The organism is Sorangium sp. So ce119, assembly GCF_051524405.1.
GTDB lineage: Bacteria > Myxococcota_A > Polyangia > Polyangiales > Polyangiaceae > Sorangium > Sorangium cellulosum_G.
This window is the reverse complement of sequence record NZ_CP150310.1, coordinates 7242281-7255419: the sequence shown is the minus strand read 5'-3', so window position 1 is coordinate 7255419 and position 13139 is coordinate 7242281. Positions and strand designations below refer to the sequence as shown.

The window sequence follows — 13139 nt, the reverse complement described above, 5'->3', positions numbered from 1 at the left end:
CATCGCAGGACGGCCGGACGGCGCCGCCGCGCCGCGCTCAGCGCCCCCGCGCGACCTGGACGACCTCCCGCACCCGCTGCCCGCCCAGATCGAAGCGCCCCTCGAGCCCCGCGAACACGAAGCTGTTCAGGCGCCTCCCCGGCACCTCGCGGCCGCGCATCGACCCCCCGGTGTTCTCCCAGAGGAACAGGTTGAGCCCGCCGCCGACCGACGGCCCGAGCGCGACGCTCTCCGACATGCGCACGTCGATCACCGCCTGGAGGCGCCCGAGCTCGATCCCGTGGGTCACCGTGTCGCCCCGCACCCCCGGCGCCGCCGCGGCGGTCCACAGCGCCCGGTACCCGCTGCCCAGCGAGATCACCGGGTCCACGCGCTCGAACGGCGCCAGGTGGAAGCTCGCCTCCGCGCCCAGCGTCATGCCGCGCACGTCGCTCCCGCGCCGCTCCGCGCCGGGCGCCATGTACTGCTCGTAGCTCGACGTCAGCCCGAGGCCGACCCCCGGCACCGCGCGGTACACGAGCTTCACGCCCACGCCCGCCCCCGGGCCCGACACGTCGCGCAGCCGGCGCTCGCTCCCGATGTCGCCGAACCCCTGCGCGTACCCGAGGTTGAGGCCGACCTCGAGCGCGTTGGCCGGCGCCGCCAGCGGAGAGCGCAGGTAGCTCGGCGGGACGTCGCCCTCGAAGTCCTGCGCGGAGGCGACGCCCCCGCAGAGCACGGCGACCACCCCCGCGGCGATCGCGACCCCGGTGTTTGCCTTCATTGCGGATTCTCCTCGCTGCGCGGCGCCGCGAGGACGGCGGATCCGATCCGCGAGCCACGCCGGGAACGCCGCGCGCCGGGGCGCGAGCATCGCGTGTGCCACGGAGGCGGCGGGCAACGCGTTCCCGGTCGCGGACGGGCCGCCCGCGCCGCGCGTCAGGCGGCGTCTACCAGCGGTGGTAGGCCGGGTGGCCTTCCTTCACCGCCACGAACGTCCCGCGGCACGTCGCCGTCACCCGGCCCCCGGCCTCGAGGGTCGCCTCGACCACGACGCGATCGCCCTCGGCCTCGGCCACCTGCGCCCGCAGGCGCACCGGGCCGAGCGGCGTCGGCTTCTTCAGCTTCACGTGGAAGTCCGCCGTCACCGTGCACGGCGGCGCGTCGGCCCCGCGCGCCCGCATGAGGTGGTAGGCCGCGGTCCAGTTCGAGTGGCAGTCGAGGAGCGCCCCGAGGATGCCGCCGTTGACCATCCCGGGGAACGCCTCGTGGTGCGGCTCCGGCGTGAAGTCGCAGACCACCGCGTCGCCCTCGACGCGGCTCTTCAGCCGGAGCCCCCGGTCGTTCGCCGGCCCGCACCCGAAGCAGCGGCTCTGCGGCGCATACCTGTCCTGCAGGCTCGCCGCACCCTCGCTCACCGCTTGCCCCCCACGAACGCCTCGTCCATCAGCATCTTCTGCTCGAGGAGGTGGCTCGCCCGCGAGCCGGTCGCCGGGCTCGCGCTCGGCGCGCGGCTCACGCACGAGAGCGGCAGCCGGTCGCCGATACGGCTCTGGAGCACCGCGAGGATGTAGTACCAGGCCCCGTAGTTGCGCGGCTCCTCCTGCACCCACACGAGCGGCGTGCCGTCCTTGTAGGGCGCGAGCGCGTTCACGATCTCCTCGTTCAGCGGGAAGAGCTGCTCCAGCCGGAGGATCGCCACGTCCTTGAGCCCGCGCGCCTCCCGCGCGAGCGCGAGGTCGTAGTAGACCTTGCCCGAGCAGAGCAGGATCCGCTTCACGTCGCCCGGGTCGACCCCGCTCGTGTCGGGCAGCACGCGGTGGAACTTGCCCTCGGAGAGGTCCTGGAGCGTCGACACGGGCCGGTGCGGGCCCTTGGACGTCGCGGGGACGCGCAGGAGGCTCTTCGGCGTCGCGATGATGAGCGGCTTGCGCCACGGCCGGTGCACCTGCCGCCGCAGCACGTGGAAGAGCTGCGCCGGCGTCGTCAGGTTGCAGACCTGGATGTTGTCCTCGGCGCTGTTCTGCAGGCAGCGCTCGACGCGGCAGCTCGAGTGCTCCGGCCCCTGGCCCTCGTAGCCGTGCGGCAGGTAGAGCACGATGCCGCTCAGGCGGTGCCACTTGTCCTCGCTCGACGTGAGGAACTGATCGACGATGACCTGCGCGCCGTTCAGGAAGTCGCCGAACTGCGCCTCCCAGATGACGAGCCCGTCCGGGTAGTCGAGGCTGTAGCCGAAGTCGAAGCCGAGCACCCCCGCCTCGCTGAGCGGGCTGTTGAACGCCTCGAACCGCGCCGGCCCCTCGGCCACGCGCGACAGCGGCGCGTAGCGCGTGCCCGTCTCGACGTCGCGCAGCACCGCGTGCCGGTGGCTGAACGTGCCGCGCTGCACGTCCTGCCCGGAGATCCGCACCGGCGTCTTCTCCGCGAGCAGCGACGCGTAGGCGAGCATCTCGCCCGTGCCCCAGTCGAACGCCTCGCCCGCGACGAGCCGCTCGTGCCGCTGCTTCAGCGTCGGCAGCACCTTGGGGTGCGCCTTGAAGCCCTCGGGCAGCTCGAGGAGCTTCTGGGACAGCGCGATGAGCGTCTCGGCCGGCACGCTCGTCGGCACCTCGGGCGTCGCGCGGTCGGCGCCGCCGCGGTAGTGCGACCACACGCCGCCCATCGAGTAGAGCACCGGCGCGAAGCCCTTCTGCTTCACCTCGTCGAGCGCGGCGGCGAGCGCCTCGCGGCGCCGCACCACGATCTCCTCGGCCTTCTCCTCGGTGACCTGGCCGAGCTCCATGAGGCGCCGGACGTACACCTGCCGGACCGTGGGCTTCTTGTCGATCGCGGCGTACATCCGCGGCTGCGTGTAGCGCGGCTCGTCGCCCTCGTTGTGGCCGTACCGCCGGTAGCAGTACATGTCGATGACCACGTCCGAGCCGAAGCGCGTGCGGTAGTCGATCGCGAGCTGCGCGACGTGCGCGACCGCCTCCGGGTCCTCGCCGTTCACGTGGAACACGGGGACCTTGAGCATCCGCGTGATGTCGGACGCGTACCGGGTCGAGCGGCCCTCCATCGGGTCGGTCGTGAACCCGACCTGGTTGTTCACGATGACGTGGACCGTGCCGCTGGTCGTGTAGCCGGGCAGGTTCATCATGTTGAGCGTCTCGGCGACGACGCCCTGCCCGATGAACGCCGCGTCGCCGTGGATGAGCAGCGGCATCACGCGGCGGCGCGCGTCGGCCGTGCCGTCGGCGAGCCGGCGGTCCTGCTTGGCGCGGACGCGCCCCTGCACGACGGGGTTCACGAACTCGAGGTGGCTCGGGTTGAACGTGAGCGTGAGGTGGACGTTGCGCCCGTTCTCGAGCGTCCGGTCGGTCGAGTAGCCGAGGTGGTACTTGACGTCGCCGCTGCCGAGGTGGCGCTCCGCGTCCTTGTCCTCGAAGGCCGCGAAGATCTCGCGCAGGCTCTTGTCCATGATGTTCGCGAGGACGTTGAGCCGGCCGCGGTGCGCCATGCCGACGACGATCTCGTCGACCTCGTGCGACCCCGCGCGCTCGATGATGAGGTCGAGCAGCGGGATGAGGCTCTCGGCCCCCTCGAGCGAGAAGCGCTTCGTCCCGGCCTCGTAGGACTTGTGGATGAACTGCTCGAAGATCTCGGCGTCGGAGAGCTTCGTCAGGATGCGCAGCTGCTTCTGACGGTCGAGCGTCAGGCGGTTGCGCGTCGACTCCATCTGCTGCTGGAGCCACTGGCGCGCCTCGGGCTCCTCGATGAACGTGAACTCGACGCCGATCGAGCGGCAGTACGTCTCCTCGAGCCGGCGGATGATCTCGCGCAGCGTGAGGACGGGCGGCACGCCGGCGAGGTCGGTCGTGGGGAACGCGAGGTCGAGGTCCTCGACGCGCAGCCCGAAGTTCGTGAGGTCGAGCTCCGGCGGCGTCGCGGGCGGCAGGCCGAGCGGGTCGACGTGCGCGAAGAGGTGGCCGCGCACGCGGTAGGCGTTCACGAGCGCGTAGACGCGCGCCTTGAGCGCGGCCTCCGCGAGCACCTTGAGATCGCGCGACGGCTCGATCGACGTCGGGTGCTCGCTCAGCGTCTGCGCGAACGCGGCCTCCAGCGTCTTCGCGGCCTCGCCGTTCGTCTTCTTCCCGCTCCCGTTCCCCGGCGCGGCCGAGGGCCGCAGCACATGAGGCTGCACGTTCGGCAGCGGGGCCGGAGCGGGCAGCCGGCCGGGCGCGGCGCCGCCGTTCTTGCCCTCGAAGAACGCGCGCCAGCCGGGGTCGACCGACTCCGGATTCTCGAGGTACTGGGCGTAGAGCTCCTCGACGAGCCCTGCATTGATTCCGAAATCAAGCTGCATCGTGTTCGGGCTGCAAATAACGCGTGTCGGCTCTGCACGCTAGAGTCGTTTTCGATGGCTCAGGTGCATGGGGCGGAACATCGCGCGGGCAAGGGGTCCGAGCGCCTGGAGAAACGGTAGGGAGAAGCGGTAGAAGGGGGCCATGGATCAAGACCGCGCAACCGGGGGTCGAGGACCGGCGCCCGCCGTCCTCCCCTTCGACCGTTTCCGGGATCATCTCTTCCACGACCCGAGCCTCGGTTTCTGGCTGGATGTGAGCCGGATCCGCTTCGAGAACGGCTTCTTCGCCGCGATGGAGCCGCGCATGCAGGCGGCGCTCGCCGAGATGGCGGCGCTGGAGGGCGGCAGCATCGCGAACCCCGACGAGGACCGCCGGGTCGGCCATTACTGGCTTCGCGCGCCGGAGCTCGCGCCCGAGGCCGCGCTCCGCGCCGCGATCGAGGCGACGAACGCGCGCATCCTGAGCTTCGCCGCGGACGTGCACGCGGCGCGGGTGCGGCCGGAGCGGGCGGCCCGCTTCCGCAAGGTGCTGGTCGTCGGGATCGGCGGCTCGGCGCTCGGGCCTCAGTTCGTCGCCTCGGCGCTCGGGACGCCGGCCGATCGGATGCAGCCATATTTCTTCGACAACACGGACCCTGACGGGATCGATCGCACGCTGGACGCGATTGGCGACGACCTCGGCGCGACGCTCGCGGTGATCATCTCGAAGTCGGGCGGGACGAAGGAGACGCGCAACGGGATGCTCGAGCTCGAGGCGGCGTACCGGCGGCTCGGCCTCTCGCTCGGCGCGCACGCGGTCGCGGTGACGGGGGAGGGGAGCGAGCTCGATCGGTACGCGAAGAAGCACGGCTTCCTGGCGCGCTTTCCGATGTGGGACTGGGTCGGCGGGCGCACGAGCGAGCTCTCGGCGGTCGGCCTGCTGCCGGCGGCGCTCCAGGGGCTGCCGATCGTGGAGATGCTCCAGGGGGCGCGCGAGATGGACGAGGTCACGCGCTCGAAGGAGGCGCTCCGGAACCCGGCGGCGCTGCTCGCGCTCGCCTGGTACTCGGCGACGGGCGGCGCGGGCCGCAAGGACATGGTGCTGCTGCCGTACAAGGACCGGCTCGAGCTCTTCTCGCGCTACCTCCAGCAGCTCGTGATGGAGTCGCTCGGCAAGCGGCTGGATCGGCAGGGCAAGGAGGTCTTCCAGGGGATCGCCGTCTACGGCAACAAGGGCTCGACCGATCAGCACGCGTACGTGCAGCAGCTGCGCGACGGGCTCGACAACTTCTTCGTCACGTTCATCGAGGTGCTCCGCGACCGCGCGCCGTCGCGCGGCGCGATCGAGGTCGACCCCGGCGTGACGACGGGCGATTACCTCTCCGGCTTCCTCCAGGGGACGCGCAAGGCGCTCACCGAGAGCGGGCGCGAGTCGATCTCGATCACGATCGAGACCGTGGACGCGCGCGCCGTCGGCATGCTGATCGCGCTCTACGAGCGCGCGGTCGGCCTGTACGCGTCGCTCGTGGGCATCAACGCGTACCACCAGCCCGGCGTCGAGGCCGGCAAGAAGGCCGCGCAGGAGGTGCTCGATCTGCAGGCCAAGGTGCTCGCGGCGCTCGGCGCGGGCGCGGGGCGCGCGCTGCGGCTCGAGGAGATCGCGAAGGCGGCGGGCACGGACGACGTCGAGACGGTCTTCTGGATCGTGCGCCACCTGGCGGCCAACCCGGAGCGCGGCGTCGTCCGGGAGGTGCCGCAGGGGGGCTCGCCGTTCGACGCGACGTATCGATCTGCGCGGTGATTACGCGCTGATTGCGCGGTGAGGGGCCGCGCGGTGAGACGCCGCGCGGCCCGCGAGCCGCTGCGCGTCAGAAGCGGACGCGGAGGCTCCCGCCCGTCGGGCCGACGAGGAGCTCGGGGGCGTGGAGCGACACCTTCCGCGGGATGTCGCTGCGCACCCAGATCTTCTGGTTCGAGGCGAGGCCCGCGACGAGCAGCACGAAGCCCGTGACCTGCGTGATCCCGTCGAGGAGGATGAGGGAGCCGGCCACCTGGCCGTCGTCGTCGTCGAAGTCGACGTCCTCGCCGGTGGCGAGCGTGATGAACGGGCCGCCCACGGGCAAGAACAGCGGCACGTAGCTGCCGCTCCCGCGCTCGCCCTCGCTGAGGATGGTCCCGGCCGTCAGCGCCGCGAGCGCCCACCCGCTGCCGAGGACGATGGCCCCCGCGACCACCAGCCGGCGGTTCACCTGCGTCTCGAGGCGGTATCCGTCCGGCGGCACGCCGTCTTCCTTGAAGGGCAGCGTCCGCGGCATGCCGTAGACGACGGGCGGCGCATACGGGGCGTAGCCCGGCGGCGGCGCGTAGCCCGGCGGCGGCGCGTAGCCCGGCACGGGCGCGTAGCCCGGCGGCGGCACGAAGCCCGGAGGCGGCACGAAGCCCGGAGGCGGCGCGTGGCCCGGAGGCGGCGCGCTCTGCGCGGACGATGGGGCGCTCTGCGCGGCGGCCGGCGCGGCGAGCGCGAGCACGCCGAGCAGCGTGGCCATCGAGAGGACGGTGCGGATCGCGGTCACGTGCGTCTCCCTTCGAGGTGAGGGCTCCCGGCGTGGGCTCGCCGGCTCAGAATCGCCATCGGAGCTCCGCGGACGACGCGCCGATCGAGAGGGTGGGCCAGCGCGACGCGGCGTCGTCTTCGGTGCGGCTCGGGGGCACCTTGAACTGACGCTGCAGGTAGACCTCCTCGTGGGCGAGGCCGGCGACGTAGAGGAGAAGCCCGCCGATCTGGGTCACGGAGCCCATCGTGAGCCAGAAGACGCCCGCGCCCTCGACGTCGTCGAGGGTCGTCGTCGCGATCATCGGTCCAACGAACGGGATGAAGAGCGGCCCGAACTCGTCGAAGTCCTCTTCCGCGAGCGTCGCGATGCCCGCCACCGTGAACGTGAGCGCGTACGAGACGCCGAACGTCACGAGCCCCGCCCCGGCGAGCGTGCGGTCCGCCCTGGTCGCGAGCGCATAGCCGCGCGGGATCGGATCCCCCTCCTGGTACTCGATGGTCCGCGGGTTGGCCCACGGCGGGAGCGAGGGCGGGATCAGGTAATAGCCCTGCGGAACCGGCATCGGCGCGCTGCCCGGCGGCGCCGGTGACTCGCCCGGAGGCGCGACGGATGACGCCGGAGGCGACGGGGACGGCTCCGGAAGCGCCGGGGTTTCGCCTGAAGGCGCCGCAGGCGCAGCGGAAGGCGCCGCAGGCGCGCTCGGCGCGCCAGGAGGCGCAGCAGGCGCAGCAGGCGCAGCCGGGTTGTTCGGCGCGGGCCTGGGCCGCGCGGCCGGCGCCTGCGCTGCCGGCGCTGGCGCTGCCGGCGCCTGCGCGGCCGCGGGCGCGGCGATCCCGAGCAGCGCGGCGAGCGCCGCGACGGCCGGCGCGCCGCGGGTGGGCGGCGCGGTGAAGCGGCGACGCGGCACGATACTCCCTTCCGTTTGCCTGAGCGGCATGCTGGCTCCCGTCGCGCTCGCGGCGACTCCAAGGAACTGCAGGTAGCTTCGGTGCAGCGAGGCCAGAATACGCAGACTGCTCGCGAACTCAACGCCGCGCGCACGATGCCCGCGCGCCGCGCCGAGGTGCGCCCTCGGGCCACCCGCGCAGCGCGAGCGCGGCGGCGTCGCCCACCGGATCGGCGCCGTCGAGCCGGACGTCGGGCTCGAAGCCGCGCAGCTCGACGAAGTCGCCGAGCGGGTCGCGGAACGCGCGGGTGCCGAACGAGAGCGTGACGCCCGAGCGCGGGAGCCGGAAGAGCGCGACCTCGCCGACGCTCATGCCGCCGCGGGTGTTCTGCCCGGCCACGAGGACACCGGGGATCTGGCGGACCAGCGCGAGCAGCATCTCGCACGCGGACGCACAGCCGCGGTCGACAAGGAAGACGCCGCGCGCCGGCGTCGCGCCGCGCGGCCCGGCCGCGCGCCCGCGGACGAGGGCGCCGCGCGTGGTGAGGTCGGCGCGCGGCGCGGCGGAGGGGCGCGCCCGCAGCGCCCCGGCGAGGCGCTCCAGCGCGGCGAGGTGCTCGAGGAAGCGCGGCCGCGCCTCGTCGGGGACGTCGCCGCGGGCGAGGCGCCGCCGGACGCTGTTCGCGCGCCCCTCCGCGGCCGCGACGGAGAGGACCTCGCGCTCGTCGAGCGCGCAGAGGGGCGCGTCGGTCAGCGCGCGCGCGAAGCGCTCGGCGAAGCGGTAGTCGCCCCCGGCGTTGCCGCGCAGGTCCACGACGAAGGCGGGCGCGCGCCGGAGCTCGGCCGCGAGCGCGGGGAGCGCCGCGAGCGCCGCGGCGGCGGCGCTGTCGAAGGTGCGCACGGCGAGCACCGGGACGCCGGCGGGGCTGCGCGTGAGCTCGACGGGCAGGCCGAGGCGGCGCGGCGGCGCGACCCGGCGCGGGAGGTCCGGGAGAGGCGCGCTCCCGGCGGCGGCCGCGCGCGCCAGGGGCGGCGAGCCCGCGACGAGGAGCGGCGCGGGGCCGGGCGGCGGCGGCCGCGGGCCGGCGGTCGACCGGAGCGGCGCGCGGCCGCCGTGGCCGAACGCGAGGTGGCCGTCGGGCGCCTCGAACAGGTCGCGCAGGAGTCGCGCGAGCTCGTCGGGGCGCCACGCCGCGCGGCCCCGGAGCGCGGCGCGGGCTCGCGCGAGCGCGCGCGGCGGGGGCAACGGCGAGCGCCCGTCGAGCCCCGCGTAGGCGTGCTCGAAGGCGTAGCGCGCGTCGTCGAGATCGCCGAGCGCCTCGGCGGCGGAGACGACGCGCGGCGCGCGATCGAGGTCGCCGTCCGGGATGCGCAGGCTCCGCAGCGGCGCGGGCGCGCTCGAGGGGGCGCGCGACGGCGCCGGGGCGCAGGCGAGCGAGGCGCAGGCGAGCGAGGCGCAGGCGAGCGCCGCGACGAGCGCCGCTGCCGGCGAGGCCGCGACGAGCGCCGCGGCCGCGCCGGCAGCGGCGCGGCGCCGCCGGCCGGGCGAGCGTCGGACGGGCATGGCGCGGGAGGGTGCGACGGCGCGTCTCGCCGGCGCAAGCGGCGCCGTCCGGGCTCGTGAAGGAGGCCACCGCCTCGCAGCGAGATCCAGGGGCTCCGGCGCGGCAGGGAGGCGCCGTCGAGAGGCGCCGCCGAGAGGCGCCGCGCTGACGCGAGCGGCAGCGTCCGCGTCCGCGTCCGGCGCCATGCCCGCGGGCATGGCGCGGTTCGCTGTCAGGGTGCTTCCGAGAGCCGCGCGATGAACCCGCTCGTCCCGGCGCCGAGCAGGCCGCCCAGCCCGCCGAGATCGAGCGGGCCCGTCAGGCTCCCCGCGACATAGAGGGGGCCGCCGGCGAGCTTGCCGGCCGCGATGATCCGGAGATCCGCGGTGTCCCCGTCGAGCCGGGACGCGGAGACGAGGTTGCCGTTCGCGTCGAGCGTGATCAGGAACCCTGCCCGTCTCCCCGCCGGGGCCGTGAGCTTCCCGGCGCTCCCCACGTCGAGCTCGCCCGAGAACACCCCCGCGACGTGGATCGAGCCAGCCCCGTCCACCGCCACGCCGGTCGCCGTCTGGGCCGCGGTCGTGTCGCCGAAGCCGCGGCTCCACACCGCCCCGTGCTCCGAGACGCGCGCGACGAAGACGTTGTCCGTGTTGCCCGCGTCGGGCATCCCCGGGCAGGTGTCCGCGAGATCGAGGGACCCGGCATACCTGCCGGCGATCACGACGTCGCCGTCCGGGAGCTGCGCGGCGCCGAGCGGCTCGACGCGCTGCTCTCCGTCGATGCCCAGCGTGGTGACCTGCTGCGGGGCGTCGGTGCTCGAGGTGTGGCGCACGAGGAAGATCCCGCGGCCGTCCGAGGTGCGCGACGGATCCGCGCCGAACGAGACGGCGCCTTTCGCCGCGTCGTAGTCGCCCACCACCACCACGGACCCCGTCCCCGCCGGGGCGCCGGCGAGCGCAGCGACCTTCACGGCCGCGGGCGCCCCGAGGCTGCGATGCCACCTGCACGCGCCGGTCGCCGGATCGAGCGCGGCGATCAGCGCGGCGTCCTGCGGGACCCCGGGCCTCATCGCGCACGGGCCGTAGCTCTTGCCCTTGCCCAGCGACTCGACGGCGAAGAGGACCGCATCGGGCGTCGCCGCGACGCCGCGCGCGGTGGTGCCGCCGTCGGACTCGAGGCTCCACGCCCAGGCGCACTGGCCCGCAGCGTCCAGCGCTGCCACGAAGCTGGGCGCGCCGCCGTTCTGCGCGCCGCCGCCGTTCGAGCCGACGGCGCACGCACCGGAGAGCCCGGCGCCCCCGAGCGACTCTCCCGCCACGACCGTCACGCCCGGGGCGACGGCCAGGTGCGTGCCCCGGAGGCCCGACGCCGATAGCCCGTACCCGCTCTGGCGCGCCCCGCTCGAGCTCCACCGCGCGACGGTGAGCGAGCCGGGCGCGTTGACGACGGTCGTCACCTCGTCGTCCAGCGCCGCGACACCGCCCACGTCCTCGCCGAGCGTGTCGCCCCAGAGGCCCGACGCCTCGACGAGCGCCGCCCCGCTCGCCTCGCCGCAGGTCGGCGCGCCGGCTCCGCCGCCGCCGCCGTCGTCACGGCCTCCCGCGCCCGAGCCGACCGTGGACGAGCCGACCGCGGACGAGCCGCCCCCGGATGCGCTTCCGGTCGACGAGCCGCCTGCGGACGAGGACGACGACGCTCCGGTGCTGGCCTCTGTCGGATTCGTCTCACCCACCTCGAGGCCGATGAGGTCGTTACAACCTCCCGAGGCGGCGGCGAACACCCCGGCACAGAACACGGCCTGGACCTTCATGAGAGAGCGCTTCATCACGGCGACTCTCTATTGCACGGAGCGGTCGGCCCTGCCATCAGGCCAGCGCGCGCTCAATGGCAGGTCTTCGCGAACACGCAGGTTGCACCCGCCTCGATCCCGATCGTGTAGTGCGTCTCCTGAACCGATTCCTTTGCTTCAGGCGACGTCTGCCGGAAACACGTTGGTCACAGCCCGATCGACAAGAACGCTCTTGATGTCGATTGCGGGATCTCCTTACGGCTCCTCGCCGCTCCCGCCGAAATGGAAGTCTCCTCCTGGAACCCGTGGCGCGCTCCGGAGGGACGGAGGCGCTGGCTCCCGGGGATGAGCGCGGATCAGCGCACGCCGGAGAGCCGCGCGATGAAGCCGTGCTGCTCTGGATCGCTGTCGCTGCCGAGCGGCTTGGGGAGCCCGAGATCGAGCGTCCCCGTCACGCCGCCTGCCACGTAGAGCGGCGCGCCGGGAGCCCTGCCTGTCGCGACGACCCGCAGGCCGACGGCGCCGTCGCCCTCGAGCTGGGTCGCGGAGACGAGGTTGCCTCGGGAATCCAGCCGCATCAGGAACCCCGCCCCCTTGCGGTCGGTCGCGAGCCTGCCGGCGCTCCCGAGCGGGATCTCGCCCCGGAACTGCCCCGTGACGTAGATCGAGCCGGCCCCGTCCACCGCCACGCCGGCCGCGCTCTGGTCTTCCGTCGCGTCGCCGAACCCGCGGCTCCACACGACGCCGGCGTCGGAGACGCGCGCGATGAAGAAATTCTCCGTCTCGCCCGCGTCGGGGATGTCCGAGCAGCCGTCGCCGAAATCGAGGTTCCCCCTGTACATGCCGGCGATCACGACGTCGCCGCCCGGGAGCAGCGCGGCCCCGTGCGCCGGCACGTGCTGATCTCCCGCGGCGCTCAGCGTCGTCACCTCCTGCATCGCGCCGTCGCTCAGGACGTGGCGCACGACGAAGACGTCGCGGCCCTGCGCCGGGAACTCGGTGTCTCCGCCGAACGTGACGCTCCCGCTGCGCGTGTCGTAGTCGCCCACCACGGCCACCAGCCTGGACACGGCCTTCGCGTCGGTGGCCAGCGCCTTGACGGCCACGGCATCTCGCCTGCCGAGGCTGTGCGCCCACTTGCACGCGCCGTTCGTCGGGTAGACCGCCGCGACAAGCGCCGAGTCCTCGGGGAGGTCGTCGCGGGCGCACGCGCCCAGGCTCTCGCCGCCCTCCACCACGTCGACGGCGAAGACGACCGCCTCGGGGGTGGCCGCGAGGTCGCGCGCGGTGGTGCCTTGCTCGGCGTCGATGCTCCACGCCCACGCGCACTGGCCGTCCCGATCGAGCGCGGCCACGAAGCTGATCGTGGCGTCGGGCCCAGACCACGTGGGGCCGACGCGACACCCGGCGAAGAGCCCATCGGGAAAGGCGACGGCCCCCTCGGACTCCCCGGCCACGTAGGTGAAGTCGTCGCCGACAGCGAGGTGCGAGCCCCACACGTCGAGCGCTGACAGCCCGTACCCACCGTCGCGCGTCCCGCTGGCGCTCCACTTCGCGACCGAGAAGCGATAGCGCCCGTCGTCGGTGACCTCGGTGGTGACGGCCGTCACGGCGTCGTCCAGCGCCGCGAGATCGCCCACGTCGAAGGCGACGGTCTCGCCCCACATGCCCGACGGCTCGAGGATGGTCCCGCCAGCGTCGCTGCACAGGGGGCCGCCGCCGCCGCCCCCGCCCTCGCCGCCCCCGCCCTCGCCGCCCCCGCCCTCGCCGCCGCTGCTCGCGCCGCCGCTCCCCGCGCCTCCGGCGTTCGAGCCTCCCGCGCCCGAGCCCCCGGCGCCGCCGTCTCCCGAGGAGGAGGACGCGCCCGACGCCGCGCCCGCGCCGGCCTGCGATGGAGCCAGCTCGCCGACCTCGAGCCCGATGATCGCGTTGCAGCCCCCCGCGACGGAGGCGATCAGCGCGGCGCAGGACACGGCCGATCGAGGCGTACCGAGCTCGCGTTTCATCAGAAGGGACGCTCCGTGCTGCGGGATCCTCGAGGCTGCCGAGGAGCCGCGTGGGC

At 74.2% G+C, this 13139-nt stretch carries 9 protein-coding genes; 1 reads left to right on the top strand and 8 read right to left on the bottom strand.

The window, feature by feature from the left end:
• Positions 1 to 37 precede the first annotated feature (37 nt).
• The 3 genes from WME76_RS27290 to WME76_RS27280 form a co-directional block, all read right to left on the bottom strand.
• The gene (locus WME76_RS27290) at positions 38 to 763 is read right to left on the bottom strand and encodes a hypothetical protein (protein ID WP_437955206.1); all 726 of its coding nucleotides are present in this window, start codon (positions 761 to 763) and stop codon (positions 38 to 40) included.
• Between the two features lie 166 nt (positions 764 to 929).
• A complete protein-coding gene (locus WME76_RS27285; RefSeq protein ID WP_061608946.1) occupies positions 930 to 1397 on the bottom strand; it encodes a PaaI family thioesterase in 468 nt (155 codons plus the stop codon).
• Positions 1394 to 4324 carry a 2-oxoglutarate dehydrogenase E1 component gene (locus WME76_RS27280; protein ID WP_437955205.1) on the bottom strand — a complete coding sequence of 977 codons (2931 nt, stop codon included), beginning with the start codon at positions 4322 to 4324 and terminating at the stop codon, positions 1394 to 1396. The genes WME76_RS27285 and WME76_RS27280 overlap by 4 nt, the downstream gene beginning before the upstream one ends.
• 142 nt (positions 4325 to 4466) lie before the next feature.
• Here WME76_RS27280 and WME76_RS27275 point away from each other — a divergent pair, with 142 nt between their 5' ends.
• Positions 4467 to 6104: a glucose-6-phosphate isomerase gene (locus WME76_RS27275; RefSeq protein ID WP_437955204.1), complete on the top strand. Its 1638-nt coding sequence runs from the start codon at positions 4467 to 4469 to the stop codon at positions 6102 to 6104.
• A gap of 67 nt (positions 6105 to 6171) precedes the next feature.
• Here WME76_RS27275 and WME76_RS27270 read toward each other — a convergent pair whose 3' ends face one another.
• The 5 genes from WME76_RS27270 to WME76_RS27250 form a co-directional block, all read right to left on the bottom strand.
• A complete protein-coding gene (locus WME76_RS27270) occupies positions 6172 to 6876 on the bottom strand; it encodes a hypothetical protein (protein ID WP_437955203.1) in 705 nt (234 codons plus the stop codon).
• A 46-nt stretch (positions 6877 to 6922) separates the two neighbouring features.
• Entirely contained in the window at positions 6923 to 7765 is an 843-nt protein-coding gene (locus WME76_RS27265) for a hypothetical protein (protein ID WP_437955202.1), read from the bottom strand.
• A 118-nt stretch (positions 7766 to 7883) separates the two neighbouring features.
• Complete coding sequence (locus WME76_RS27260) at positions 7884 to 9308, bottom strand: S41 family peptidase (RefSeq protein WP_437955201.1); 1425 nt, start codon at positions 9306 to 9308, stop codon at positions 7884 to 7886.
• Between the two features lie 212 nt (positions 9309 to 9520).
• Complete coding sequence (locus WME76_RS27255; protein ID WP_437955200.1) at positions 9521 to 11113, bottom strand: hypothetical protein; 1593 nt, start codon at positions 11111 to 11113, stop codon at positions 9521 to 9523.
• Positions 11114 to 11433: 320 nt separating this feature from the next.
• Positions 11434 to 13083: a hypothetical protein gene (locus WME76_RS27250; protein ID WP_437955199.1), complete on the bottom strand. Its 1650-nt coding sequence runs from the start codon at positions 13081 to 13083 to the stop codon at positions 11434 to 11436.
• Between the last annotated feature and the right edge of the window lie 56 nt (positions 13084 to 13139).